Source organism: Microbacterium kyungheense (genome assembly GCF_006783905.1).
GTDB classification, from domain to species: Bacteria; Actinomycetota; Actinomycetes; order Actinomycetales; family Microbacteriaceae; genus Microbacterium; species Microbacterium kyungheense.
The window spans coordinates 177,536-203,782 of sequence record NZ_VFPE01000005.1 but is presented as its reverse complement, the minus strand read 5'-3'; the positions used below and the strand labels follow the sequence as shown (position 1 = coordinate 203,782).

At 73.3% G+C, this 26,247-nt stretch carries 22 protein-coding genes; 14 read left to right on the top strand and 8 right to left on the bottom strand.

All coding sequences use genetic code 11. The features are described 5' to 3' along the window. Nucleotides 1-63: 63 nt before the first annotated feature. Complete coding sequence (locus tag FB391_RS15800) at nucleotides 64-705, bottom strand: TetR/AcrR family transcriptional regulator (protein ID WP_141895956.1); 642 nt, start codon at nucleotides 703-705, stop codon at nucleotides 64-66. 62 nt (nucleotides 706-767) lie between these two features. Between FB391_RS15800 and FB391_RS15795 the strand changes: the two genes are divergently transcribed. Further along, the gene (locus FB391_RS15795) at nucleotides 768-1,556 is read left to right on the top strand and encodes an SDR family NAD(P)-dependent oxidoreductase (protein ID WP_141895954.1); all 789 of its coding nucleotides are present in this window, start codon (nucleotides 768-770) and stop codon (nucleotides 1,554-1,556) included. 73 nt (nucleotides 1,557-1,629) lie between these two features. Here the strand turns inward: FB391_RS15795 and FB391_RS15790 are convergent, their stop codons facing one another. The 3 genes from FB391_RS15790 to FB391_RS15780 all read right to left on the bottom strand — a co-directional run bounded on the left by FB391_RS15790 (nucleotide 1,630) and on the right by FB391_RS15780 (nucleotide 5,690). Beyond that, nucleotides 1,630-3,144: a flotillin family protein gene (locus tag FB391_RS15790; protein WP_141895953.1), complete on the bottom strand. Its 1,515-nt coding sequence runs from the start codon at nucleotides 3,142-3,144 to the stop codon at nucleotides 1,630-1,632. A 42-nt stretch (nucleotides 3,145-3,186) separates the two neighbouring features. Continuing rightward, complete coding sequence (locus FB391_RS15785; RefSeq protein WP_141895951.1) at nucleotides 3,187-3,654, bottom strand: NfeD family protein; 468 nt, start codon at nucleotides 3,652-3,654, stop codon at nucleotides 3,187-3,189. Nucleotides 3,655-3,866: 212 nt separating this feature from the next. Further along, a complete protein-coding gene (locus FB391_RS15780; RefSeq protein ID WP_141895949.1) occupies nucleotides 3,867-5,690 on the bottom strand; it encodes a choice-of-anchor K domain-containing protein in 1,824 nt (607 codons plus the stop codon). A 242-nt stretch (nucleotides 5,691-5,932) separates the two neighbouring features. Here FB391_RS15780 and FB391_RS15775 point away from each other — a divergent pair, with 242 nt between their 5' ends. Both FB391_RS15775 and FB391_RS15770 read left to right on the top strand, forming a co-directional pair. Beyond that, on the top strand, nucleotides 5,933-6,949 hold the full coding sequence (locus tag FB391_RS15775; protein ID WP_141895947.1) for an ATP-binding cassette domain-containing protein: 1,017 nt from the start codon (nucleotides 5,933-5,935) through the stop codon (nucleotides 6,947-6,949). Beyond that, a complete protein-coding gene (locus FB391_RS15770; RefSeq protein WP_141895945.1) occupies nucleotides 6,946-7,767 on the top strand; it encodes an ABC transporter permease in 822 nt (273 codons plus the stop codon). The genes FB391_RS15775 and FB391_RS15770 overlap by 4 nt, the downstream gene beginning before the upstream one ends. 87 nt (nucleotides 7,768-7,854) lie before the next feature. Here FB391_RS15770 and FB391_RS15765 read toward each other — a convergent pair whose 3' ends face one another. Further along, on the bottom strand, nucleotides 7,855-8,574 hold the full coding sequence (locus tag FB391_RS15765) for a hypothetical protein (RefSeq protein ID WP_141895944.1): 720 nt from the start codon (nucleotides 8,572-8,574) through the stop codon (nucleotides 7,855-7,857). 157 nt (nucleotides 8,575-8,731) lie between these two features. Here FB391_RS15765 and FB391_RS15760 point away from each other — a divergent pair, with 157 nt between their 5' ends. Together FB391_RS15760 and FB391_RS15755 are read left to right on the top strand one after the other, a co-directional pair. Continuing rightward, nucleotides 8,732-10,210, top strand: a complete 1,479-nt coding sequence (locus FB391_RS15760) for an HNH endonuclease signature motif containing protein (protein ID WP_185843130.1) — start codon at nucleotides 8,732-8,734, stop codon at nucleotides 10,208-10,210. 23 nt (nucleotides 10,211-10,233) lie between these two features. After that, on the top strand, nucleotides 10,234-10,689 hold the full coding sequence (locus tag FB391_RS15755) for a DUF6176 family protein (protein ID WP_141895940.1): 456 nt from the start codon (nucleotides 10,234-10,236) through the stop codon (nucleotides 10,687-10,689). On the opposite strand, the gene FB391_RS15750 is transcribed toward FB391_RS15755, so the two are convergent. From FB391_RS15750 to FB391_RS15740, 3 genes are all read right to left on the bottom strand, one after another. Further along, complete coding sequence (locus FB391_RS15750; RefSeq protein ID WP_246093563.1) at nucleotides 10,672-13,680, bottom strand: ATP-binding protein; 3,009 nt, start codon at nucleotides 13,678-13,680, stop codon at nucleotides 10,672-10,674. The two genes, FB391_RS15755 and FB391_RS15750, sit on opposite strands and share 18 nt — an antisense overlap. Before the next feature lie 102 nt (nucleotides 13,681-13,782). Beyond that, complete coding sequence (locus FB391_RS15745; protein ID WP_141895938.1) at nucleotides 13,783-14,208, bottom strand: DUF1801 domain-containing protein; 426 nt, start codon at nucleotides 14,206-14,208, stop codon at nucleotides 13,783-13,785. Between the two features lie 3 nt (nucleotides 14,209-14,211). Beyond that, nucleotides 14,212-14,796: an HhH-GPD-type base excision DNA repair protein gene (locus FB391_RS15740; protein ID WP_141895936.1), complete on the bottom strand. Its 585-nt coding sequence runs from the start codon at nucleotides 14,794-14,796 to the stop codon at nucleotides 14,212-14,214. 173 nt (nucleotides 14,797-14,969) lie between these two features. Between FB391_RS15740 and FB391_RS15735 the strand changes: the two genes are divergently transcribed. The 9 genes from FB391_RS15735 to FB391_RS15695 all read left to right on the top strand — a co-directional run bounded on the left by FB391_RS15735 (nucleotide 14,970) and on the right by FB391_RS15695 (nucleotide 26,247). Further along, complete coding sequence (locus FB391_RS15735; protein WP_141895935.1) at nucleotides 14,970-17,381, top strand: ABC transporter permease family protein; 2,412 nt, start codon at nucleotides 14,970-14,972, stop codon at nucleotides 17,379-17,381. After that, a complete protein-coding gene (locus FB391_RS15730) occupies nucleotides 17,378-20,128 on the top strand; it encodes an ABC transporter permease (protein ID WP_141895933.1) in 2,751 nt (916 codons plus the stop codon). Before FB391_RS15735 ends, FB391_RS15730 begins: the two co-directional genes overlap by 4 nt. A gap of 4 nt (nucleotides 20,129-20,132) precedes the next feature. After that, nucleotides 20,133-21,212, top strand: coding sequence for an ABC transporter ATP-binding protein (locus FB391_RS15725; protein WP_141895931.1), 1,080 nt, complete (start codon nucleotides 20,133-20,135; stop codon nucleotides 21,210-21,212). Further along, nucleotides 21,209-22,024, top strand: coding sequence for an ABC transporter ATP-binding protein (locus tag FB391_RS15720; protein ID WP_141895929.1), 816 nt, complete (start codon nucleotides 21,209-21,211; stop codon nucleotides 22,022-22,024). The genes FB391_RS15725 and FB391_RS15720 overlap by 4 nt, the downstream gene beginning before the upstream one ends. Before the next feature lie 554 nt (nucleotides 22,025-22,578). Further along, nucleotides 22,579-24,072 carry a protoporphyrinogen/coproporphyrinogen oxidase gene (locus FB391_RS15715; RefSeq protein ID WP_141895928.1) on the top strand — a complete coding sequence of 498 codons (1,494 nt, stop codon included), beginning with the start codon at nucleotides 22,579-22,581 and terminating at the stop codon, nucleotides 24,070-24,072. Between the two features lie 87 nt (nucleotides 24,073-24,159). Continuing rightward, a complete protein-coding gene (locus FB391_RS15710; protein ID WP_141895926.1) occupies nucleotides 24,160-24,543 on the top strand; it encodes a hypothetical protein in 384 nt (127 codons plus the stop codon). Nucleotide 24,544: 1 nt separating this feature from the next. Continuing rightward, nucleotides 24,545-24,949 carry a phage holin family protein gene (locus FB391_RS15705; RefSeq protein WP_141895925.1) on the top strand — a complete coding sequence of 135 codons (405 nt, stop codon included), beginning with the start codon at nucleotides 24,545-24,547 and terminating at the stop codon, nucleotides 24,947-24,949. After that, nucleotides 24,939-25,217 carry a hypothetical protein gene (locus tag FB391_RS15700; protein ID WP_141895922.1) on the top strand — a complete coding sequence of 93 codons (279 nt, stop codon included), beginning with the start codon at nucleotides 24,939-24,941 and terminating at the stop codon, nucleotides 25,215-25,217. The genes FB391_RS15705 and FB391_RS15700 overlap by 11 nt, the downstream gene beginning before the upstream one ends. Before the next feature lie 184 nt (nucleotides 25,218-25,401). Further along, a complete protein-coding gene (locus FB391_RS15695; protein WP_141895920.1) occupies nucleotides 25,402-26,247 on the top strand; it encodes a uroporphyrinogen-III synthase in 846 nt (281 codons plus the stop codon).

Below are 26,247 nucleotides of genomic sequence, written 5' to 3'. Positions count from 1 at the left end.
AAGCGGCCGGCCCGGGCCGCCGAGATCAGGAGATCTGGCGAGCACAGGACGTTTCGGCTCAGATCATCCTGTCCCCGCCAGATCTCCTGATCTCGCGGGCGGGAGGGGGGATGCCGGCGGCGCGGCGATCCCGCGCCAGACCGACGCGACCGTGACGGCGGATGCCTGCTGCCAGGGCACGTCGTCCAGCAGGTCGTCCGTCGCGAGCGTCGCGACGCCGTGCACGGCGGCGAAGGCGACGAGCGCCAGTTCGTCCGAGGGCCCTTCACGCAGCTCGCCGGCCTGCTGCGCGGCCGAGACGAAGTCGACGAGCGCCGTGAGCGCGACGTGGCTGACCTCCCCGAGCTCGGGAGAGGCGGCGTCGTGGTGTTTGACGCTGTACATCGTGCGGAGGATCGCGGGATGCTGCACGGCGAAGCCGACGTAGGCGTCGCCCGCGGCGCGGAACCTGTCGCCGAACGAGCCGGGCGCGGCGACGGCGTCCAGCAGCGCGCCGTTCAGGCGTGAGAAGCCCTCGACGGCGAGGGCGTCGAGCAGCGCCTGCTTGTCGCGGAAGTGCCGGGCGGACGCGCCGTGGCTGACGCCGACGTCACGTGCCAGCTGCCGGAGCGACAGCGCGTCGGCGCCGTCGGCGTCGACCACCTCCCAGGCGCGCTCGAGCAGCGCGGCGCGCAGGTTGCCGTGGTGATAGGTCCGCTCCGTCACGGCATCAGCCTAGCGCGATGTAGGCATTGACAACAATGCTGTCACTGTCTACATTTGTCGGCATGACGATGACCTACCGCGGCACCACCGCCCTCATCACCGGAGCCAGTGCCGGTCTCGGCGTCGAATTCGCCGAGCAGTTCGCCGCACGGGGTGCAGACCTCGTGCTCGTCGCGCGCCGCGAGGATCGCCTGCGCGAGCTGGCGGAGCGGCTCGAGCGACGGCACGGCATCACCGCCACGGTCATCGCGCTCGATCTGGCCCGCCCCGACGCCGCGGCCGAGCTGCGGCGCGCGGTCGACGAACGCGGTCTCTCGGTGCAGAGCCTCGTCAACAACGCCGGCTTCGGCATGAAGGGCGCCTTCGCCGAAGCCGATCCTGACCGCACCGCCCAGATGGTGCAGCTGAACGTCGCCGCACTCGTGGCGATCACGCGTGAGTTCGTGCCCGACCTCGCCGCGGACGGCCGCGGGGCCATCGTCAACATCGCGAGCGCGGCGGCATACCAGCCCTGCCCGAGCATGGCCGTCTACGGCGCGAGCAAGGCGTTCGTGCTCAGCTTCACCGAGGCACTCGCGTACGAGACGCGCGGCAGCGGGCTGCGCGTGCTCGCCGTCAGCCCCGGCCCGACGCGCACCGAGTTCTTCGAGGTGGTCGGCACCGAAGACGCCGCGGTCGGCCGATTCCAGACCCCCGAGCAGGTCGTGTCGCTCGCGGTGCGCGAACTCGACAGGCGCCGGACGCGGCCGAGCGTCGTGTCCGGTCGCGGCAACGCCGTCGGCGCCCGGCTCGCGACGCTCATGCCCCGGCGGCTGACGCTCGCCGTGAGCGGACGCGTGCTCGGGCGCTGAGCCCGCTGACCGCAGAGAAGAGAGGATGCCGCACCCGGCCGAGTGCGGCATCCACTCTTCTGCGGTCGCGGGATCAGCGCACGGCGTCGGCCACCGAGGCCGCGGCCTTCGCGCCGGTGCCGGCGGCGGTGTTCAGCGCTGCGGCGGCGTCCGTGCCGGCGGTCTTGATGGCGTAGGCCTTCAGGATCGTGTTGAGGTCGAGGCCGGTGAGTCCCTTCACGACCTCGGTGCCCTCGCTCAGCACCTTGCCGACGGTCTTGGTGACCTCGGAGGCGCCGTCGGTCGAGACGACCGTGAGCTTGTCGATCGACGCGATCGGCTCGGCGGCGGCGCGCACGATGTCGGGCAGGCGCGAGATGATCTCCTGCGCCAGCGCGGCCTCGCCGTACTTCTGCAGTGCGAGGGCCTTGGCGTCGGTCGCGGCGGCCTCGGCGAGACCCTCGGCCTGGATCGCGGATGCCCGCGCCTCACCCTCGGCCTTGACACCGGCGGCGAGAGCGACCTGCTTGTCGCGCTCGGCCTCACCGGCGAAGCGCACCGCCGTGGCCGAAGCCTCGGCGTCCTGCACGGCGGCGACCTTGTTGGCCTCGGCGATCTTCGTGCGCTTGTACGCATCAGCTTCGGTGGCCGCGTTCGCCGCATCGCGCAGCGCGGTCGCGCGCTGCACCTCGGCGTACGCCTGCGCCTCGGCCGGCTTGCGGATCTCGATGTCGAGGCGCTCCTGCGTCACGAGGGCCTGCTCGGTGAGGGCCTCGCGCTCCTGCACGGCGACCAGCTTGTCCTGCTCGGCGGTGGCGAGCTGGCCGGCGGCCTGCGCCTCGGCGTTGGCGCGGTCGGTCTCGGCCTTGATGCCGGCCTGCTTGAGGGCGAGGGCCTTCTGGCGCTCGGCGATCTGCTCCGCCGCGTCGATGCGGGCGAACTCGCTGGCGCGGGATGCCTCGGCCTCGCTGATCTCGGCGACCTGGCGTGCGCGCGCCGCCTCGGCACGGCCGAGGTTGGCGAGGTAGTCGCTGCCCGGCGTCGAGATGTCGCTGATGTTGAGCAGGTCGACCTGCAGACCCTGCTCGACGAGGTCCGTCTTGGTCTCGGCGACGACGCGGTCGGACAGGCTCTTGCGGTCGGAGATGATCTGCTCGATCGTCATGTCGCCGACGATGGAGCGGAGGGACCCTTCGAGCGACTCCTTGATGATGTCGGTCAGGGCGCCCTGCTGCGAGAGGAAGCGCTGCGCGGCGCGGCGGACGCCGTCCTCGGTGCCCGACACCTTGAAGTTGATCGACGCCTTGATGGCGATCTTGATGCGGTTCTTGTCGACGCCCTCGACGGTGATGCCGATCTGGCGCTGCTCGAGCGAGATCGCGAAGCCCTGCTGCAGGATCGGCCACACGAACGTGCGACCGCCGATGACGACGCGCTGACCGGTGCCGCTCTCGCCGGGGGCGGGCTTGCCGGCGCCGCGGCCGACGATGACGAGCGCCTCGTTCGGGGGCACGCGGCGGATGCGGCGCGCGATGAAGGTGATGAGGCCGAGCACCGCGACGATCAGGGCGACGATGGCGATGACCTGGATGAGGGTCGAGTCGAGCATGGGTTCCTTCGATGCGGGGGAGGGTGGACGAACGGATGCCGCCTACTCGGCGACGACCTTGACGCGGGTGCCGGAGTGCTCGATCACGCGGATGCGCACGCCCTCGGCGATGGGGTGGTCCGAGTACGCGAGGCGGCGCTCCACCTCGCCGGGACCGTCGAGGCTCACCTCGCCGCCTGCCGGCGTGATGTCGGAGCGCGACACCCCCGACAGTCCCAGTGCCGAGGCCGGCACGCCGTCCGAGCTCTTGGTGAGGCGCTTCACGAACAGCACGGCGATGAGGTACGCGACGACCGCGAGGACGGCGGCGAGCACGTAGGCCCACACGGTGTCGAGGCCGGAGGTGTAGGTGATGACACCCGATGCGCCGAAGACCACCGCGGCGATCCCGAGCGCAGTGCCCGAGATCGCACCGTCGCCGATGTCGAAGTGGTCGAAGATGTCGCCGATCAGCAGCGAGATCAGCAGGACGGCGAGGCCGACGCCTCCGACGATGAGGAAGGGCAGCATAGGTCTCCGTGTCGGGGGACGGGGGGCGGGTCCCCCCACCCTAGTGGGGCGGCGCGTCCGGCGGCGAGGACCTGTGGACAACGCTGCCCGGGACGAGCGAGCGGATGCCGCGACGTGCCTGTCGCGGCATCCGCTCCGCCGGAGCCGACGGTTCCGGCGGACGGGCGCGGCCGGCTGGAACTGGGGAATGACCCCCGGCCGCGCCCGTGGTCTCAGCCCTGCGCCCTGCGCCGGCGCAGCAGGAGCGCCACGAGCGCGCCGGCCGCCACCAGGCCCGCGCCGGTGAGCGCGAACGGCAGCACCGGGCCGGCGCCGGTCAGCGCGAGGCCGCCGGTCGATCCGCCCGCCGCCGGCGGTGCGACCGGCGGGGCTATCTCGGTCGGCGCCGGCGTCGGGTCGACAGGCGTCGGCGTGGGGGTCGGCGCAGGCTCTTCGCGCACGAAGCGGTTGTCGACCGTCAGCGTCGCGGCGGCATCGGCCGTCACCTCGGCTGAGGCGGCCGACACGGTGTAGCCGTCCCACGCATAGGTGTCGTCGGCGAAGTCGCCGTCAGCGGCCGAGACCGTCTCCCCCGTCACCGCGCAATCGGCCCCGGCAGGCAGACCGGTCACGATGGCAGCGGCGTCGATCGACGCCGAGGCGCTGCCCTCGGCGACGGTCTCGCCGTCGAACGTGCAGGCATAGGCGATGTCGAACACGCGGTCGCCGCCGCCGGTGTAGCCCTCGGCGGGTGTGCCGTCGCGCGGCGTCACGGTCTTCGCGATCACCAGCTCGCCGCGCGGGTCGTACGTGTTCGTGTAGGTGCACGTGATGGGTGCGGCTGCGGCATCCGTCGCCGACAGGTCGCCCGCGATCTCGATGCGCTCGCCGGACGTGATCGGCATCGTCGCACCCGTGCCGTCGACGCAGACGAGGCTGGTGAAGCCCCACGCGCCGTCCGTCGCGTCCTCGGTGATCGTCAGGGTCTCGCCCACGACGATGTCGCGCGTGACGGACGCCGCGCCCGCGGCGCCGAGACCCGTGGGCGCGAGCGCGAAGCCGTCGGTCCACGCGGAGCCGGGCGTGGCGGCGTCCGTCGTGAAGCCGAACGACGGGACCACGGCCGGCGCCGAATGCGCGGCGGTCGCGGCCTTGACCACGGTGAGGCTGCGGACCTGCTGGATCTCGCCGTAGAGGCATCCGTAGGTCGACGTCCGCTCGACGGTCTCGAAGCGGTTGATCGCCTGGCCCGGGTCGGTCAGCGTGGGCGCGCACGTGCCGTCGCCCCGCGGCGCGGCGAAGCCGCTCACCACGAGCGTGTAGCGGTTGCCGTCGGGACCCTCGAACGAGTGCTCGCTGACGGTGTTCACGAACTGGAGCACGTCGTTGTTCGCGGGGTTCTCGGGCGGATTCGCCTGGTTGGGCGTCTCATGCAGCTGCCACGCGTACGTCAGGTCGAGGCCGAGGAGCTTCACGTCCATCTCGCCGCGGAACCACTGGTTCGTCGTGTAGACGGGGTTGTTGCGGTGCACCATGCGACCGAGGTTGAAGGCGACCCCGGTCTCGACCGACGAGATCGACGCCGGTGAGAAGCCCACCGCGCTCTGCGACGACAGATCGAGCCGGTTGCTGCAGTCCGATCCGCCGCGACCGTGCGCCGAGTAGGCCGTCGTGCCCGAGGCGACCCACGCCGCGGCACCGTCGGACCACGCCGTCGCCTGCGTGCCCGCCGAGCCGCCGGCGTTGTCGATCGACCCCGACGTGACGGCGTCGGCCGCCCAGCCGTAGCGGACGCAGTCGCCGGTGCTGGGGCTGGCCGCGGTCTGGCCGCTCCATCCCGTGTGCGAGGTCATCCGCGTCTGCACCCCGTCGATGACGGGGATCGACAGCTCCGCCGCGGCGGCGGGTGCGGCATCCATCGCGACCCCCGCGACGACGGATGCCGGGGCCGCCAGCAGCACGGCGGCCAGTGCCGCCGTCAGCAGACGTCGGCCGCGTCCGGCGCCGGCCGGCGGAGTATGGGTGAAGGCGCGCGGGCGCGCGAAAGCATCGTGCATGGAACTGCCCCCAAGCGGCGCCCTCGGGTAGGGCGCCCTCGAATCGGTGCACGTCGTGGGTTTCGGGTCCGCCGACATGCGCTTGCACCGTGCAGGACGCGGGCTGTCCGGTTTCATGACGCGGCCGACGGAAACTCTCGCGACAGCGGGCGCCGGTCGTGACAGGGCCGTGACAGCGTGCCGACAGTGCGGGGGATGCCGTGACACCGGCGTGACAGCATCCGGCGCGCACTGTGGATGACATGACCAACATCAGTTCCGCATCCCGCACCCCCGCGGTCCGCGCCGAGGGCCTCGTCAAGGCCTTCGGCAGCAATCGCGCGGTCGACGGCGTCGATCTGACCGTCGAGGCAGGCACCGTCTACGGCGTGCTCGGGCCCAACGGCGCGGGCAAGACCACCACCATCAGCATGCTGTCGACGCTCCTGCGGCCCGACGCCGGGCGGGCCGAGATCTTCGGCTACGACGTCGTCCGCGACGCGCAGATCGTGCGCCAGCTGATCGGCCTCACCGGGCAGTTCGCGTCGGTCGACGAGACGCTGTCCGCTACCGAGAACCTCGTCATCTTCGCCCGCCTGCTGGGCCTCTCGCGCATCGACGCGAAGCGCAAGGCCGCCGAGCTGCTCGAGGAGTTCTCGCTCACCGAGGCCGCGACACGGCCGCTCGCGAAGTTCTCGGGCGGCATGCGCCGCCGCCTCGACCTCGCGGCATCCCTCATCGCCCAGCCGCCGCTCATCTTCCTCGACGAGCCGACCACGGGTCTCGACCCGCGCACGCGCGGGCAGATGTGGGACACCATCCGCCGGCTCGTCGCGACCGGGTCGACGGTGGTGCTGACGACGCAGTACCTCGACGAGGCCGACCAGCTCGCCGACCGCATCGCCGTCATCGACCGCGGCACCGTGGTCGCCGAGGGCACCGCGCTCGAGCTCAAGGCCTCGGTCGGCCAGGCATCGCTGCTGCTGCGGCTGCGCGCCGGGTCCGACATCGCCGAGGCGCAGCGCGAGATCGCCCGGGTCCTGGGTGTCACGGCGATCGTCTCGCCCGAGGCGGCCCGCCTCACCGTGCCGATGAGCGACCCCGACCGCGTCGCCGACCTGCTCGTCGCGTTCCGCGCGGCGGACCTGCACCTCGAAGAGCTGAGCGTCCAGCAGCCGACGCTCGACGAGGTGTTCCTCACCCTGACCGGCAAGGGCGTGCCGGAAGACGACGAGGCCGCCCACGCGACGGCCGACCAGCTCGAAGGAGTCCGCGCATGACCGCCGTGGCCACCCCCATCGTCCCGGTCGCGGAACGCGACCTGTCCAACCGCTCGAGCCTGTCGCTCACGGTGCGCAACACGTTCACCATGGCGTGGCGCGGCATCCTCAAGATCCGCCGCACCCCCGAGCAGCTCGTCGACGTGACGGTGCAGCCCATCATCTTCACGCTGATGTTCACGTACATCTTCGGCGGCGCGATCGCCGGTGACGTCGCGAACTACCTGCCGATCATCATCCCGGGGATCCTCGTGCAGACGGTCATCACGACGTCCGTCGTGACCGGCACGCAGCTGCGCGAAGACATGGACAAGGGCGTGTTCGACCGGTTCCGCTCGCTGCCGATCGCGCGCATCGCGCCGCTGTCGGGCGCCCTGCTGGCCGACACGATCCGCTACGCGATCGCGACGACCCTCACCTTCACCATGGGGTTCATCATGGGCTACCGTCCGGGCGGCGGCATGGGCGGCGTGCTGGCCGCGGGGCTCCTCGTGATCGCCTGCTCGTGGGCGATGAGCTGGATCTTCGCGTTCTTCGGCGTCATCGCGCGCACGGCGTCGAGCGTGCAGGGCATCTCGATGCTCATCCTGTTCCCGCTGACGTTCCTGTCCAATGCCTTCGTGCCGGCCGACACGATGCCCGACTGGCTGCAGTGGTTCGTCAACATGAACCCGGTGTCGCACCTCGTGACGGCCGTCCGCTCTCTCGTGAACGATGGCGTGGTGACCGGCGACGTGTTCACCGCGCTGCTCGGGGCGGCGGTCATCGTGGCGGTGTTCGCGCCGCTCACGGTGCGCGCCTACATGCGCAAGGCGTGAGCGGATGCCGCCACCCGGCGTGTGCGGGGTGGCGGCGCCGTGGGGCCGGGGCGGGTCATCCGCTCCGGCCTTTCGGCGTGCCGGGCGTCAGCCGGTGGAGGTGGCGCCGCGCGTGGCGAGGGCGACGCGGAGGTACGGCAGGTGGTCGCGCGCGACGACGACGGTCGCGACACGATCGGGGGCGAGGCGGACCCCGATCCCGTAGACGAAGGGGTCGGTGTCGATCTCGGACGCCTCCCGCTCGGTGCCGTCGACCTCGAGCGTCGCGCGCGGGTTCACGGCGGATGCGGTGACGCGCCAGTCGCCGGCGAACGGGTCGTAGCCCGGAGGGGGCGGGCCGACCGGCAGGCCGAGCTCCTCGCGGAAGCCGTTCATCAGGACGTGGTTGACGTGATCGACGAGGTGGCGGGCCGGCGTCGTCTGCTCGGACGGGTCGCGGTCCCACGTCGTCCACACCGCCTCCGACAGCTGCGGATGGTGCAGGCGCTCGACGTAGTCGAGCAGCCAGGTCGGTCTCGGCCACGGGGGATCGACGTCGAGTCCCGCGCGCGCCTCGTCGTCGAGGTCGGCGAGGTTGACCGGATCGTCGCGGTCGTCGGGGTTGCGCCACAGCGTGTAGTTGAGGCCGACGGTGATGCTCGAGGCTCCATCGGCGCCGCTCGTCTCGGCCAGGCTGAAGGCGTCGAAGTCCTCGATCGAGGGCTGCGGGGCGAGTCCCATCACCGGGAACGGCAGGGCGCGCACGCGGTCGCGCAGCCCGTCCATCGGGTCGGGCGCATCAGGCGGCAGCACTCCGGCGAACCTCATGTGCCGAGCCTGGCCGCGGTGGCGCCGACGCCGCAAGAGTCACTTCGAGACCTCTTGCGAGTGTCGTAGATATGTTCTATTCTGGTGTCAGATCGAACTCGTGCCCACGTTTCGTTTGATCCTCGTCGCGCTGACGCGCGTTTCTGGAGGAGGCATCGTGGGCAACCAGCTCGGCACCGGCGACGCGATCCGGGCTGCGCTCGAACGTGTGGTCTCCGACGTTCAGGCGACCCGTGTCGAGATCGCCCGTCTGCAGGCCGAAGAGGCGCGCCTTCTCACGGATGCCGCAGGGATCGTGAGCGCTCGCGAAGACGAACGGCGCGCGGCAGGGCGCAGCGCGGTGCACGATCTCGCGCTTCGCGAGGTGTCCAGCGAGCTGGGCGCGGCCATGCGCTTGAGCGACCGCACGGTGCAGGCGCGGATGTCGGCGGCGAGCACCCTGGTCGACGGGTTCGCCGCGACGCACCGTGCGCTCGCCGACGGTCGCATCGATCATGCGCACGCGGGTGCGATCGTCGACTGCGGCGCGGGACTTCTCGACGAGGCGGTCCGTGCGGAGTACGAGCGGATCCTCCTAGAGGCGGCCGAATTCGAGACGCCGCCGCGGCTGCGGACGATCGCCCGTGTCGTCGCGGCGCGCATCGACCCTGAGCTGGCGGCGGAACTGCAACGGCGCGCCCATGGTGCTCGTCGCGTGCGGGTGATCGACCTGGACGACGGCATGGCGCGGCTGATCGCCGATCTGCCGGCGGTGCTCGCCTACGCGATCTTCGATCGGCTCACGCAGATGGCAGCGGCGCAGGACGAGACGGATCGCGCGGTCGCGGAGTCCGTCGGCGACGCGATGGACGCGGATGCCGCACGGGCCGCGTCCGATGGCTCCACAACTGAAAGCCCCGAGGTGCCCGGGCCCTTGGCGCCCGCGGCTGGCGAGCGTGCTCCCGCGGAATCGGCTGACCCGGACGGCGGCGGCAGGGCCGAGGTGTACACGACTCCGAGTGCCGAGCAGCGATCGCGTGATGAACTCCGTTCCGACATCCTCGTGGACCTGCTGCTGACCGGAGCGCCGACCGCACATGGTGCCGGTGGCGCTCTGGCGTCGATCCGAGCCGAGGTGCAGATCACGATCCCCGTCCTGACGGCTGCGGGCACCGGCGACGAGCCGGCGCTGCTGACGGGCTACGGCCCCATCGATCGCGAGACGGCGTGCGCGCTCGCTGCGGCGGCCCCCGGCTGGGACCGCGTGATGTATCACCCGCACACCGGGCTGCCGCTGTCGGTCGACCGGTACCGGCCGAGCGCCGAGCTTCGCAGGTTCCTCCGCGCCCGGGACGAACGATGTCGCTTCCCCGGCTGCGTGCGCAAGCCGACGCGATGCGACGTGGATCACACCGTCGACCATGCGCGGGGCGGGCGGACGGCTGCCGACAACCTCGCGCATTTCTGCCCGCGCCACCATACGGTCAAGCACGCCACAGCGTGGCACGTGCGACAGGTCGGCCGGGGAGTTCTCGAATGGACGAGCCTCACCGGACGCCGCTACCTCGATCGACCGCCCTCGGTGGTGCAGTTCGTCCCGTCCGGCAGGTGGGCGAAGTTCGCATCGACGCCCTACCGGGGCGACGCGCCGTTCTGACCCCGGCATGGCAGGGTGTGGGCATGGCCGACGATGTGGTGCCGCGTATTCCGTTCCGTCCTGTTCCGCGCGACTTCGAGGGCTTTGTGATGCCTCCGACCGTTCCGCCCGGGCTGCGGCTCGAACTCAGCCGCGCCCGCATCCTCGAGGGCCGGGAGGAAGAGGTCGCCGAGTGGATGGCGATGCTCACCGAGCGATACGACGAATGCCTGGCGACGCTCCCCGCGGAACGGGCGGTGTTCGAGGCCACGTTCCGGCATCGCGAGGCCGACGGATCTCTGTGGATCTACCACTTCGCATTGATGGGGGAGAGCGGCGGGGGACTCGACGAGTCGAACCCGGTGGATGCCGCCCATGCGGCGTACAGCAGACGTGTGAAGGAGCCGGGGTGGGAAGAACTGGAGCCGATGTTCATGCTCACGCCGGCGCACCTGCGCGCGGCCATGGAGCAGTGGGGCTCCTCAGGCGTCGCCGGGTGAGCCGAGGAGTGCGCTGAGCACGGCGACCTCGTGTTCGGCGTCGATGACGGTGACCTCCTCGGTGGCGGTGCGGTCGGCTTCCGAGTCGGGCGGGACCGGATCGAGCGCGTGGGTGCCGAGCCGCGTGCGCAGCGCGCGGAGGAACGGCTCCTCGGCGTCGACCCCACCGCGGATGCGCGCGGCCGCGGTCAGGGCGCGGCGCGCGTCGGCGTCGCGCCCTTCGGCGGCCAGCCAGCCGGCGATCGAGACCGTCACATCCGACACGATCGGGTGGTCCCCGCTGCTGACCGCGGCCGGCAGGGCCGAGCGCAGCGCGGTCGCGGCCTCGTCGTCGCGGCCCAGCAGCACGAGCGCCTGCGCGCGTTTGGACAGCGCCCACGCGACGAGCTGATCGGGGAAGGAGGGCATCGCATCGGAGTCCACCTCGTCCAGGTGCTGCAGCGCGGTGGCGCCGTCCCCGACGGCGATCTCGATCGTGGCGGCGCTCATGTGGGCCTGCGCGATGCCCTGCGGCGACTCGTGGTCGCGCGCGAGCTGAGCGATCGTCGCCAGGCGGTCCCGCGCCTCGTCGATGCGCCCGAGTCGCAGCAGCAGCCCGATGCTCTGCGCCCGCTGCTGCACGAGATCGGCGGTGGAGGTGAGACCCGCGAGCGCGGCGCTGGAGGTGTCAGCGACCTCGAGCGCCTCTTCGAGCCGGCCGGCCAGCTGCAGCCACTCCGAGCGCATCTGGCTCGCGAACGCCGTCCCCCACACGTCGCCGAGCCGAAGGAACGTCGCCAGCGACCGCTCGCTCTCGACCCCGAGCGTCGCCGTGTCTCCGCTGTTCTGCGCGATCGCCGAGCGCATCATGCCGACGAAGGCCTGCGACCACTCCGGGGCGTCGTCGAGCCCCGTGTCGTCGATGATGGTGGTGCGCGGCCACGGCCGGCCGGGCGGGGTGTCCCGTGCGGTCGCGGCGACCCCGCGCAGCAGCGGACCGATCACGGCCGACAGCTCGCTGCGGTGCACCGCAGCGGCCGCGATCACCGCGGGCGACTCGCGCTCGAGCAGATCCAGTGCCTCGTTCGCCGAGGGGGTGTCCGCGACCAGGTCGCTGTGCCGCGACGTGCCCTGATCGCGGTCGCGGCGGTCCGTCTCGCGGCGGCTGATGTCGAATGCCCGCGCCAGCAGTCCGACACCGCGCACGACGACCGCCGGCTCCGAGTCGAGCGCGCCCGTCGCCCCGAAGAACGTCGTGATGCCGGCCGCGAGCTCCTCGAACCGCTCGCGCATGAGCCATGTCCACAGGCTCGCCCGCACGAGGCGCACGCCCACGTCGGCAAGGCCCGGCTGGTCGGCGCACGCGCGCAGCGCGGCACTGAGGTTCTCGTCGTCGGCGTCGAACCACGCGAGTCCCTCGCGCACGGCGGGGCCGCGCAGCCGCGCGTCCTCACGGGCGGCGAGCTCCGCCATGGCGCGGGCCTGCACGCCGCGGAACTGCGCCTCGCGTCCGTCGCCGCGCAGCCGATCGATCCCGTACTCGCGCACCGTCTCGAGCATCCGCAGGCGCCGCTCGGAACGGTGCAGCAGCGACTTGTCGACGAGCGTGTCGAAGGACCCGGGATCCACCTCGAAAGCGCGGGCGACGACCGCGATGTCGCCCGCACCGATGCCGTCCGGAAACACGGCGGTCGCGAGAAGGGCGGTGCGCTCGGATGCGGTCAGCGTCTCCCAGCTCCAGTCGATGAGCGCGCGGAGGGTCTGATGCCGGGCCTCGATCGCGCGCGGGCCGGTCGCCAGCAGCGCGAAGCGATCGTCCAGGCCCGAGTCGATCTCGGCGATCGTGAGCGTGCGGGCCTTCGCGGCGGCGAGTTCGAGGGCGAGGGGCAGTCCGTCCAGGCGCGTCACGATGCGCTCCACAGCCTCGGCATCCTCCGCCGCGGGCGGTGCGCCCCGCGCGGCGCGCACCCGGCGGGTGAACAGCTCGCGCGCATCGCCCTGGGGGAGCGGACCGAGATCGACGAAGGCCTCGCCGGCGAGCCCGAGCGGTTCCCGACTGGTCGCGAGGATGCGGGCCCCGGGCACCCCCCGCAGCAGCTCCAGGGCGACCGAGGCGGCCTCGGCCGAGACGTGCTCGCAGTTGTCGAGCACGATGAGCGCGGTGCGGCCGGTGAGCGCCTCGAGCACGCGCTCGCGGGCGCTGGACGACACCAGTTCGCGGACGCGGATGCTGCGGCCCACCGCGCCGGCGACAGCCGCCCACACCTCGCCCGGCGCGGCCGGTGCGAGTTCGACGACGACCGCTCCCGGGCGGCGACGCGCGGTCTCGAACGCGAGGGTCGTCTTGCCGGCGCCGCCCGGGCCGATGAGGGTCACGAGGCGTTCGGCCGCGAGCTGGGCATCGATCAGCGCGAGCTCGTGCCGGCGTCCGATGAGCGGTGTGAGCGCGGCGGGGATCGGGGCGGCGTCGGCCGTATCGACGGCAGTGGCGTCGGCCGCACCGGAGTGCGCGGGCGAGGTGCCGTCCGGGTGCGGGGGAGCCAGGGATGCCAGCCGCTCGGCGTGCGCGCGGTCCTCCAGCAGATCGCGCACGACCCAGTCGAAGCCCTCACCGGGCGTCCACGGGTCGCCCTTCCACAGATCGAGGGCGGTGCGGGCGTCGGCGGCTGCCGCAGACGGGTCGTCGGCGCGGCGGGCGCGTTCGACGAGGTCGGCGAACCGGGCGAGGTCGACGTCGTCGCGGTCGATCGCGAGGCGGTAACCGCCGGGCGCCGCCTCGAGCGTGCCGGACGGCAGCACGCGGCGCAGCCGCGACGCGAGCGACTGCAGCGACGCGCGCGTATCCTCGGGCGGATCATCGGGCCAGACGTCCTCGGCCAGCGCGCGGTAGGCGACGGTGGTGCCGGCGTCGAGCGCGAGCCGGAACAGCAGCGCCTCCTGCCCGCGGCCGCGGACGTCGACGGGCGCTCCGTCCGCCTCCGCGTCGAAACCCCCGAAGAACCTCAGCCGCACGTGCTCCACCTTAGGGCGCGGCCCCGTCACGGCAGGGTGGCGAGCCGCGCTCGGAACGAGCGGGACGACGCGGACCTGCGGTCCGAGCGGGCCGAGCGGTCGTCAGCCCTCGGATCCCTCGCGGGCGCGCCGGCCGAAGGTGCCGCTCGTGAGCGTCGCGTACGAGCGGCGCACCACGTCCTCGAGCACGGCGAGGTCGATGTCGTCGAGGTTCTTGAGGTAGAGGCATCCCACCCCCGTCGTGTGCGGGCCGAGACGCGACAGCGCGTCGGCGTGCGCGTCGGTGCCGTCGGACAGATAGACGACGCTCGCCGTCCTGCGGGGTGCGAAGCCGGCCGCTGCCGCGTCACCCGATCTGCCGGACGCGTACTCGTAGTGGTACTGCCCGAACGCGACGATCCCGGGATGCTGCAGCGCCGGCTCCTCGCCGGTCGCACGGCGCATCAGGTCGAGGAGGGTCTGGGCGTCGCGACGCCGCACCTCGGGCGTCACGCCCGCGAGGAACTCCTCGACCTCTGTGGCAGACACGGGTCAGCCCTTCGCCGCGGCCTTCATCGCGCGCTTGTGCTCTCGCACCTTCGTCAGCGACTCGGGCGAGACGATGTCGGCGACGCTGCGGAACGATCCGTCCTCGCCGTAGGGGGCGGATGCCTCCCGCCAGCCGTCGCCCGTGTACCCATACTGCTTGCCGAGCAGCGCGAGGAAGATCTTCGCCTTCTGCTCGCCGAAGCCCGGCAGTCCCTTCAGCCTCTTGAGCACGGTCGCACCGTCGGGTGCTCCGGTGGACTCGCCGACCGGGGTGGTCCAGATCGCGGCGGCGTCGTCGGCCCAGTCGTCCTGGATGGCGGCGCACAGCGCCTGCACGCGGGCCGCCATCGATCCCGGGAACCGGTGCACGGCCGGTGTCGCCTTGAAGAGCTCGGCGAAGGCGTCCGGGTCGAAGCTCGCGATGGCCGCGGCGTCCAACGTCCCTGCGCGCTCGGCGATCTTGAGCGGACCGGCGAACGCCGTCTCCATGGCGACCTGCTGGTCCAGCAGCATGCCGATGAGCAGCGCCAGCGGGTCTTCGGTGAGCAGGGTGTCGGCGGCGGTGTCTCCGGTGATGTGAAGGGCCATGGCCCCAGTCTCCCACCGCGAGCGGCCCGCCGCCCGGCGGCGGAACGGGCCGCGTATGCGGGAACCGACCGGTCAGGTTAGGTTGGCAGGACGTGCGCCCGCATCGCGGGCGCGCGACACCAGTAACGACGACGTCGCGCACGTCGCACCCGACCCGCGGAGGACCGAGCCTGATGCCCGATCGTCGCGCGCCGGGACCGCCGCCCGCGGCATCGATCGCCCGGCTGCTGATGCGCCGGTCGTCGGCGCGTGCGGGGCTGCTCGCGAGTGCGGCCGCCACGGTCGCCGTCGCGGTCGCCACCGTGTGTCTCGTGCTGGCGTGGCTGGGCCGGGCCGTCGCGGTCGCGGGCGACCCGCCGCCGCCCGGCGTCGACGCCGCCGACGTCGCCGATCAGGTCGCCGCCGGTGCGGCCGCCCTCGCCTCGGCGGCTCCGGCACTCGTCGTGCTCGTCGCGCTGCTGGCGGGCACGGCCGTCGCCCAGCTCGCCCGGCTGATCGCCGCCGCACGAGAGCACGAGACGGCCACCGTCCGCGCGCGCGGATTCTCTCGCACGCAGGCCTGGACGACGGATGCCGCCGAAGGCGCCGCGGTCGCGCTCACGGGATCGGCGGCCGGCCTCGTCGTCGCGGCCGCGGCGACTGCTCTCGCCGGTGTCGGACCGCTCGCGGGCCTCGGCGCGTGGCCGTGGGCGCTCGCGCTCGCGGTGCTGCTCACGGCCGTGTTCGCGGTCGCGCTGCGTCGCGGCGAGGGCCGCCGCACCTCGGCTCGGGCGCCGCGCGCCACCACCGCCGCGGTCGTGGTCGTGCTCCTGCTGGCGACCGGCCTCGTCGTGTGGCAGCTGCCGCTGGCCCGCGGCACCGGGTTCGACCCGATCGTCGCGGTCGCTCCGGCGGTCGTGCTGTCGGCCGGCGCCGTCGTCGCCCTCGCCGTGTTCGGCGCCCTGGCCGTCGCATGGGCGCGGCCGGCGGCATCCGCTCCGGGACTGGAGCCCGGCTACCCGGCCCGTCAGGTCGCGCGCCGCATCCCGATCTTCGCGGTCGCCGTGCTGCTCGTGGCGCTGACCGTCGCGCAGGCGGTGTTCACCGCCGCGTACGGCGCGACCTGGACGGCCATGACCTCGGACTCCGCCGCGGTGCGCGCAGGCGCCGACCTGCGCGTCGACACGACGCCGCGGGCCGCCACGCCGGCCGACGTCGCCGACGCGGCCGCCGTGCGCGGCGTCGACGCTGCCGCCGGCGCCCTCACCGCCGACGTGGAGGTCGGCGAGCTCGAGGCGCAGCTCGTCGCGGTGCCCGCCGCATCCCTCGACACGGTCGTGACCACCGCCGGCGGCCTCATCGACCTCGACGCGCTCGACGCGCTCGACGCGACCGCCGACGGCGCCGTCGCCGCCGCGCCGGTGGACCTGGGGGATGCCGCCACCGCCCTCCGCGTGACGGTCGACGTCGCGGGCATCGACGGGGCGTACGCGGTGCCGGTGCTGCTGTCGGCGGTCGTGCTCGACGCGACCGGAACACCCGCCGTCGTCGGTCTGGCGGGGGACCCCGCGCCCGAGGGGCAGGGCCGCGTCTCGTACACCGCGCAGGGCGACCTTCCGGCCGGTACCGCGCCGTGGCGCGTTCTCGCCGTGCTGCTCGGCACGCCGCCGAGCCCGGCACCGCCGCAGGTGTCGGTGGCGCTCACCGCCGCGGAGGCGGTGGGCGGCGCCGACCTCGATCTCGAGGGCAGCGCGTCGCTCACGAACGGCACACGTGAGGCGGTGCTGTGGCTCGCCGACGGCGGGAGCGGCGCCGACGACGGGAGCGGCGCCGACGGTGAGGAGCTGCCGGTGGCCGCCGCCGTCACCCCCGCCCTCGCCGACAGCCTCGGCATCGGAGTGGGCGACGAGCTGGAGTTCCGCTATTCCGGCGTGGGCCGTCGCGGCGTCGCCGTCGTCGCGTCGCTCGTCGACGCGGTGCCGGGAACCTCGTCCGCCTTCGCGCTCTTCGCGCCCATGGAGACCCTCCTCGTCTCGCAGCTGCAGCGCGGCACCTCCATCGTGCCGCCCGACGCCGTGTGGGCCGCCGGCGACACCGACGCCGAAGACGCGTTCAGCGCCGCCCTCGGCGACCGGCCCGTCGCCACCTCGGCCCCCGGCGTCGCGGCGGACGTCGTCGGCGCCCTCGTGCCCGGCTGGTGGATCGCGACCATCGGCTCGTCCGTCCTCTCGCTGGTCGCGGCGCTCGCCATCGTGCAGACCCTGGCCATCGCCCGGCGCCGGGAGCTCGGCGTGCTGCGCGCCGCCGGTGTCACCGCCCGACGTCAGGCGCGCATGCGCGCGGCCGAACTCGGCGGCGTGTTCGGCGCGGCGGTCGTGCTCGGCGCCGCGGCCGGCGTGCTCGTCTCGGTGCTGATCGTTCCGTCGCTCGTGCGGGCCGTGACCCCCGGCATCCTGTCGATCGCCGGCGGCGTCGAGATCTCGTGGATGCCGCTGGGCATCGCCGTGGCCGGCCTCGTCATCGGACTCGCCGCGATCGTCGCCGCGGCGGCCGCCGCGGTGCGCCGGGCCGCGCGCACCGCGACCGTGGGGGAGGACGCCCGATGACCCGCCGCGTCACGACCCGCGCCCTCGTCGCCCACCACCTGCGCTCGCGCGCGGGCGGTTCGGGCATCGTCGCCGCGCTCGTGCTGGTGCTGTCGCTGCTCGCGACGGCTGCGCCGATCGCTCTCGGGATCGTGGGGGACGCCGCGTTGCGCGACCGTCTCGACGGCCTGCCGCCGACCGCCCGTGACGTCGTGTCCGAGAACGCCGGATTCCCGCAGCTGCCGCCGGGCGCCGAGACGCCGCTGGCGGAGCGGCCGTACACGACCGAGGAGGTGTGGGGTCCGTTCCAGGACGCCGTCGAGTCCATCCGCGCAGGGGCGGACGCACCGCTGCCCGGGATCCTCGGTCCGGCGCGCACCGTCACGACCAACAGCGACAACCAGGTGCGCGAGGCGCCGCGCACCGAGGCGATCACCCTCGCCTTCGACCCCGACTACGAGGACGAGATCCGCATCGTCGACGGACGGCTGCCCGAGGCCGCGGCATCCCGGATCCCCCGCGTCGAGCCGGAGCCCGGCGAGGACCCCGGGCCGGTGCAGCTGTACAACCGGATCGAAGTCGTGCTCTCGACCGACACGGCCGCCGACCTGGGTTGGTCGCTGGGGGACGTCCGCACCATCAGCCTGCCGATCACGCCCATCGAGGTCGTGCTGGTGGGGCTGTTCGAGCCCGTCGACCCCGATGCCGACTACTGGCAGCACGTTCCGTCCGTGCTCACCCCGAAGGTGTTCGACGACGGCAACGGTCCGCGCAAGCTGACCGCCACGGTCTACGCGCACCCCGCCTCGCTCGTGGCCTCGAACCTGAACAACCTGTACTCGACGCTCGTCTGGTACCCGACCGACGCCGATGCGATCAGCCGCGACGACGCCGAGCAGACCGTCGCCGCGCTCAACCGCCTCACCGCGGTGTCGCACACCATCGCGACCTCCGCCGGCGGACCCGGCCTGCTGAGCCTGCGGTTCGACGCCGACATCACCGGCGAGATCGAGCTGGCCCTCGCACAGGAGGCGTCCACCGCCGCGGTCATCGCCATGCTGGTGGCCGGCCCCGTCGGCGTGGCGGCAGCGGTGCTCGTGCTCGGCTGCCGGCTCATCCTCGAAGGGCGCCGGCCGAGTCTGCGACTGCTGTCGGCCCGCGGCGCCTCCGCGGGCCAGCTGCGCGGGCTGCTCGCCGTCGAGGGTGCGATCGCGGGCGCCGTGCCCGCGGTGCTGGGTGCGGTGATCGCCGCCCTGGTGGGCGCGCTCGTCTTCGGCGCCTCGCTGACGGCGGCGGGGTTCGTGCCGGCGCTGCTGCTCGCCCTCGCCCCGATCGTGATCCTGGTCGTCCTCGCACCCTCGGCCGCCGAGCGCCAGACCCGCGCCGACCTCGGCACCCGCGGATCGCGCCTGCGGCTCATCGTCGAGGGAGTGATCGCCGGGCTCGCCGTCGTCGCCCTCGTGCTGCTGTTCATCCGCGGGTACAGCGACGGCGTCGACCTGCTGATCGCGGCGACGCCGCTGCTGCTCGCGCTGGTGGCATGCCTCCTGACGCTGCGGATCTACCCGCTGCCGCTGCGCGTGCTGCTCGGGCGGGCGCGGGCCTCCGCCGGCGCCGACGCCTTCCTGGGCGCGGCGCGTGCGCTGCGCGAGCCGTCCATCGGCCTCACGCCGGTGCTCGCGCTCGTCGTCGGCGTCTCGGTGGCGGTGTCGTCGGGAATCCTCCTCTCGGCACTGCAGAGCGGCATCACCGACGCCGCGCGGGCCCAGGTGGGCGCCGACGTGCGCATCACGGGCGGCACGTTCACGCACGAGCAGCTCGACCGCGTCGCTGAGGTCGACGGCGTCGCCGCCGCGACCGGCATCTCGGGCGCCGATCCGGCCACGATCGACATCGACGGCGTCAAGCGCTCGACGTCGGTGTTCGTCGTCGACGCCGCCGACCTGCGCGACGTGCAGGGCGACGCACCCGGGATGCTGCCCGCCGGGGTGTCACTGGAACCGTCCGGCGGAAAGATGCCCATCCTCGTAGCCGGCGCCACCGCCGACCAGATCGGCGACACCGAGCAGATCGACCTGGGCGGTGTGGACGCCGAGGTCGTGGGTGTCAGTCGCGGACCCGTCCCGATCGGCGTCCGCGAGAACTGGGCGGCCATCGACTCGTCCTATGCGCAGGACGTGCTCGGGCGCGACCCCAGCGACCGCACCGTGCTGGTCCGCCTGGACGTGGGCGTGAGCCCGGGCGCCGTCGAGGACGAGCTCCGCGGGATCCTCGGGCAGAGCGTGCGTCTGGCGACGGCGGACGAGATCGCCGCGGGCATCGAGTCCGGCCCCGCCGTCCAGGGTGTGCGCTGGGCACTGCTGGCCGCGACGGCCATCGCGGCGCTGCTGAGCGCCCTCGCGATCGTCATGACGCTGGCGCTGGCCGCGGGTCCGCGTGCCCGCGTCCTCGCACTGCTGCGCACCCTGGGCGCCCCGCGCCGCGCGGCGACGTCGCTGGCGCTGTGGGAGGTCGGCCCGCCCGCGATCGCCGCCGTCGTCGCCGGCACGCTCTTCGGCCTGCTCGTGCCGCTCGTGGTGCTCGCCGCGGTCGACCTGCGCCCGTTCACCGGGTCGTCGGTCGCACCCGCGTACCAGGTCGATCCCGGCATCCTGCTCATCACCCTCGGCGGGTTCCTCGCCCTCGCCGTGCTGCTCACCGCGGTCGCCCTGTTCGTGTCGCGGCGGATCCGCGCCGCGGGCGCGCTGCGCACCGTGGAGGAAGGATAGGACCATGGCGGTTCGACAGGCCCGACAGGCTCCCACAGCGGCCCCGCCGCGGGTGGGGGCTCCCGACGCCGACATCCTGTGCGTCGACCTCGTGCGCATCTTCAAGGTCGCCTCGGGCAGCGGCCCGGGCGTCGAGGTGCAGGCGCTCCAGGGCCTCAACCTCCGCGTCGACCCCGGCGAGCTCGTCGCGGTGGTCGGCGCCTCGGGGTCTGGCAAGTCCACGCTGCTGTCGATCCTGTCGAGCCTCGATCAGCCGACGGCGGGCGTCGCGTGGGTCGCGGGGCACGACCTGCTCACGATGACCGAGAAGGAGCGCGTCGTCTTCCGCCGCCACAGCGTCGGCTTCGTGTGGCAGCAGACCTCGCGCAACCTCCTGCCCTACCTGTCAGCGAGCGAGAACGTCGCCGCCGCCCTCGCGATCCCCGGCCGGGTGCGGGGTGCCGCCGCACGCCAGGCGCGCGTCGCGGAGCTGCTCGACCTGCTCGAGGTGTCGCACTGCGCCGAACGCCGCCCGGGCGAGATGTCGGGCGGAGAGCAGCAGCGGGTCGCGATCGCCGTCGGCATCGCCAACGAGCCGCGCGTGCTGCTGGCCGACGAGCCCACCGGCGAGCTCGACGACACCGCGAGTGTCCACGTGCTCGAGGCGATGCGATCGGTCAACCGCGAGCTCGGCGTCACGACGCTCATCGTGACGCACGATCCCGCGGTGTCGGAGCACGTCGCGCGCACCGTGCAGATCCGCGACGGCCGCACCTCGACCGAGGTGCTGCGCTCGACGCGCGTGGACGAGCACGGCGCCGAGCAGCACGTCGCCGAGGAGTACGCCGTGCTCGACCGCGTCGGCCGGCTACAGCTGCCCGACGAATTCGTCACCGCCCTCGACCTGCGCGAACGCGTGCGGCTGGCACTGGAGCCCGACCACGTCGGCGTGTGGCCGGGGCAGCAGACGCCGGCCGATCATCCGGTCGGCGAGCGGGGGAGCGCAGCGACCGACTCGGACCGCGGAGACGGAACGCCTCTGCCCGACGGCCGGGCCGGGGCCGCGGCATCCACTCCCGAATCCGACCCGGAGGACCCGTCATGACCCTCGCGCTGCGCGGCGAGAAGCTCAGCCGCACGTTCTCGTCGGCCGCGGGCGACGTCCACGCGTGCGTCGACATCGACATCGAGGTCGCCGCCGGCGAGCTCGTCGTGGTGCGCGGCGCGTCGGGGGCCGGCAAGACGACGCTGCTGAACCTGCTGGGCGGCCTCGACGCCCCGACCTCCGGCACCGTGTGGATCGGTGACGTCGAGGCCACCGCGCTCGATGAGGACGCCCTCGCGGCGCTTCGCCGCGAGCGGCTGGGGTTCGTGTTCCAGTCCTTCGGCCTCATCCCGATCCTGTCGGCGGCCGAGAACGTCGAGCTGCCGCTGCGCATCGCCAAGACCCCGCCCGCCGAGCGCGATGCCCGGGTGGCCGAGGCGCTCAAGCTCGTCGGCCTCGCCGACCACGCGGCGCAGCGCCCGACCGAGCTGTCGGGCGGCCAGCAGCAGCGCGTCGGCATCGCCCGGGCGATCGCGGTGCGCCCGCACGTGCTGATCGCCGACGAGCCGACGGGCCAGCTCGACTCGCGCACCGCCGCGACGGTCATGGACCTCATCGGCGACCTCGTCCACTCCCAGGGCCTCGCCGCGATCGTCTCGACCCACGACCCGCTTCTCGTGCAGCGCGCCGACCGCGTCATCGAGCTGCACGACGGCCGGGTCACCTCGGTGACCTCGGTCACCGGGAGGGATGCCGCCGGCCCGGCTGCCGCCACGACCGACGCTCCGGCGCCGGACGCCGAGGAGCACGACGAGTCGCACACGCCGCGCACGCGCGCCGAGGCCCGCGAACAGCGCCGCACCGACCACTGACGCCCGCCGCTCGGCATCGGTCGGTAGGCGTCCCTCGCCCGGTTCTGGCGAGTCGCCACGGACGGCGACCTGCGCGCCGTGTATCTGGCGCGCCCGCCACGGACGAGCGGGCCCGCCGATTCTCGCGGGTCGCCAGGAACGGCGGCCTGCGCGCCGCGCATCTGGCGAGTCGCCACGGACGGCGGCCTGCGCGCCGCGCATCTGGCGAGTCGCCAAGAACGGCGGCCTGCGCGCCGTGATTCTGGCGAGTCGCCAAGAACGGCGGCCTGCGCGCGCCGTGATTCTGGCGAGTCGCCATAACGGCGGCCTGTGCGCCGCATCTGGCGAGTCGCCATAACGGCGGCCTGTGCGCCGCATCTGGCGAGTCGCCAAGAACGGCGGCCTGTGCGCCGCATCTGGCGAGTCGCCATGACGGCGGCCTGCGCGCCGTGATTCTGGCGAGTCGCCACGGACGGCAACCTGAGCGTCGGAACTCCGGCGACTCGCCAAGAACGGGCGAGCGGTCCCTCACCAGCCGAGGGAGCGCTCAGCACCGCGGTGCGAGGATGGTGGTCGTGACCGACCCCGCCGCCGAACCGCTCCAGGAACTCGTCGCCCATGCCCGTGACACCCGTGTGGTCGTCGTCGGCGGGGGCATCGCCGGGCTGGTGGCGGCCTGGGAGTGCGCCAAGGTCGGCATGGCGGTGACGGTGGTGGAGGCATCCTCCCGCCTCGGCGGCGTGATCGGGACGGCCGAGGCGTCGGGACTCCGTCTGGACGTGGGGGCGACGTGCTGGTCGACGCGCGGCGGAGCCGTGCGGCGCCTCGTCGACGACGTGCTGCCGGATGCCGTCGTCGTGCGTCCGCGCGACGACACCGCCTGGATCGCGGGACTGCCCAAGGGCGCCGCGGCGCCGCTGCCGCCTGAGACGCTGCTGGGGATCCCTGCGAACCCGTGGGACGAGCACGTCCGCCGCATCATCGGCTGGGGCGGGACCTGGCGCGCCTACCTCGACCGCCTGCGCCCGCCGCTCACGATCGGCTCCGAGCACAGCCTGGGCCGCCTCGTGACGAGCCGCATGGGGGAGAAGGTGCGCGACCGCCTCGTCGCGCCGCTCAGCATCGACCGGTTCGGCCTCGATCCCGACGACGTCGACGTCGAGGTCGCCGCCCCCGGCCTCAACCCCGCCCTCACGCGCACGGGCTCCCTCGGCGGCGCGGTCGCCGACCTGCTCGCCGACGCTCCCGGCTCGTCGATCGAGGGTCTGGACGGAGGGATGCCGCAGCTCGTCGCCGCGCTGCACGCCCGTCTCGCCGACCGTGGGGCGGTCGTTCGCACGGGCACGACGGCGACGGGGCTCGTCCGTGACGGGGAGCGGTGGACCGTGGTCCTCACCGGTGTCGCGCAGGACCGGAGCGCCGAGGACTCCGGCCCGGTCGCCGCAGAGCTCACCGCCGATGCGGTGATCGTGGCGACCGACGAGGCCGGCGCGCGCACCCTCCTCGGCCCGGCCATCCACGACGAGGCGTTCGCCGCCGTCCCTCCGGCAGGGATCGCCCGCGAGGTCGTCACACTCGTCGTCGACGCCCCGGCGCTCGATGCGGCTCCGCGCGGGGCGCACGTCCACGCCGTGCCCGGGTCGGGAGCGGCCACGGGCCTCGTGCACGAGACGGCCCGGTGGGAGTGGCTCGCCCGCGACGCCGGACCCGGCCGCCACGTGCTGCGCGTCGCGTTCGGAGGACCCTCCGGTGCGCCCGCCACTGCGGGGCTGCCCGACACGGAGGCCTACGTGCTGGCTGCGCGGGAGGCATCCACTCTTCTCGGGGTTCCCGTCGAGCGCATCGTGGCGGCACACCGCGACCGCTTCACGCTGGTTCCGCCGACCTCGGCGCGCGGTCAGCAGGAGCGCGCCGCCGCTGCGCGGTCGGCCGTCGCCAGGACGCGGGGCCTTGCCGTCGTCGGCGCATGGGTGGCCGGAAGCGGGCTCGCACAGGTCGTCGCCGACGCGCACGCCGAAGCGGACCGCCTGCGCCGAGGCGCGCTGTGGGGCGACGGATCCCACGCCTGACGCCCGATGTCAAGTGGATGCCGGAATCGGCATACGGGGCTACTCTGGGGATGGTCGTCAGGTGCACACCGAGTGTGAGGAGACCCCATGAGGGGCAAGGCTGGACTCGTCATCGGACTCGCCGTGGGGTATGTCCTCGGCACCCGCGCAGGTCGCGAGCGCTACGAGCAGATCAAGGCGCAGTGGCTGAAGGTGTGGAACCTCGATCCCGTGCAGGAACAGGTCGGCAAGGTCAAGGACTTCGCGAAGAGCCAGGCGATGGCTCTGCCGTCGACGCTGTGGGAAGCGGGCGTCAAGGTCGTGCAGGCGGCCGGTTCCAAGGGCACTCCCGGGCAGAAGCTCGACGCCGCCATCAAGGTGGGCAAGGACTCGCAGGAAGATGTGGGCAGGGCCGCGCAGACGTCGGCGCAGGCCGTGAAGGATGCCGTCGACGACGCAGTCGAAGACGCCACCGGCCAGGGCGGAGCCTGACGTGGAGACGCGCAGACGCGGATTCCGCGACCGCGCGGACGACAGCCTGCTCACGCTCCTCGGCGAGGTCCCGGAGCTCATCCGCAACCTCGTCATCGCCGAGGTCGAGGCCGCCAAGAAGTGGCTGGCACGCACTGCGAAGGACGGAGGCTGGGGCGCCCTGTGGGTGTTCGCGGCGCTGTTCGTGCTGTTCTGGTCGGTGCCGGTGCTCGGCACGTTCGTGATCGCCGGGCTCTCGTCCTGGTGGCCGGTGTGGCTGTCGGCTCTCGTCGTGTTCTTCGCGATGCTGATCGTGACCGCCGTGCTGGCATGGCTCGGCGTCCTGCGATTCCGCAAGATCGGCGAACGGCAGAATCCGGTCCAATCGATCGCCCAGGACGTGAAGGAGGTGCGCGATGAGCTCTGAGGCTCCCGTGCCCGTTCCCCGCACCGCCGTGCCGCTCGGCATCGCCGACCCCGTCGAGCAGGCGCGCGCCGAGCTCAAGGCCGCCCTCGCCGCGATCGAAGAGAAGGCGAATGTTCCTCGCCGCGTGAGCCGTGCCGTCGACGAGCGCGTCACCCAGGCGCGCGCGTTCCAGCGCCGCAACCCGACACTGGCCGCCGTCGCGGTCGTCGCGGGGGCGCTGGCGATCGGCGCAGCCGTGTGGGGAGCGGTCCGTCTCTACACCCGGTGACCGCTCCGGGCACCCTCGCCGAGGACGCAGTCCGTCCGTTCAGGAACGAGGGGTATGCTCGGAGGTCGAGGCAGTGCAATGGTGCGTATGCTGCCGTTCGCGCGAACCCGATTCGAATCGCGCGTCGGCTGCTCGAACGTCATGGGCGGCCGACTGAGCACCAGCGAGAGTCGACCCCCCTCTTATGAACACAGCCGCAGCATCGCACCAGCCCGTCAAGCCTCTGACCGGTTGGCGCGTCCTCGTGCCCCGCGGGGGCCCCTGGGGCGACGGCGTGGCGGCGAGTCTGCGACGACAGGGCGCGACGCCGGTCATCGCCCCGCTCATCAACTTCGCGCCGACGAACGATCAGGCGACGCTCGAACAGTCGCTCGCCGACCTCGCGGCCGGCGCCTTCGACTGGCTCACGGTGACCAGCGCGACGACGGTCGATGTGCTGTACGCGTACCGGGCGGTCGTGCCGGCCACCACGAAGGTCGCCGCCGTCGGTGAGACGACCGCCGCTGCGCTCCTGGCGGTGGGCTACCGGGTCGACCTCGTCCCCGAGCGCGACAACTCCGCCGCCGGCATGGCCGAGCAGCTCATCGCGCTCGAGCCCGAGGCCCGCGACATCCTCACCCTCCGCAGCGAGATCGCCAAGCCCGTCCTGACGCGCCGGCTCACCGAGGCGGGCCACCGCGTCCGCAGCGTCGTCGCGTACCGCACGGTCGGCGTCCCGGTGACCGATCGCATCGCCGAAGATGTGCACTCCGGCCGCATCAACGCCATCCTCGTCACGAGCGGCTCGGTCGCGCAGCAGGTGCACGAGCAGTTCCCCGAGCTCCCCGAGACGACCCTCGTCGCCGCGATCGGCCCTCGCACTGCGAAGGACGCCCGCCGGGCGGGCCTCGACGTCGACGTCATCGCCGAGGCGCAGACGGTCGACGCGCTCATCGACGCCGTCGCCAAGTTCTCGCTGCCGCACGCCGCCGACGAGTTCGCCCCGAAGACCGGCGTCCTGCCGCAGCTGCACGCGAAGCACCAGGGCTGA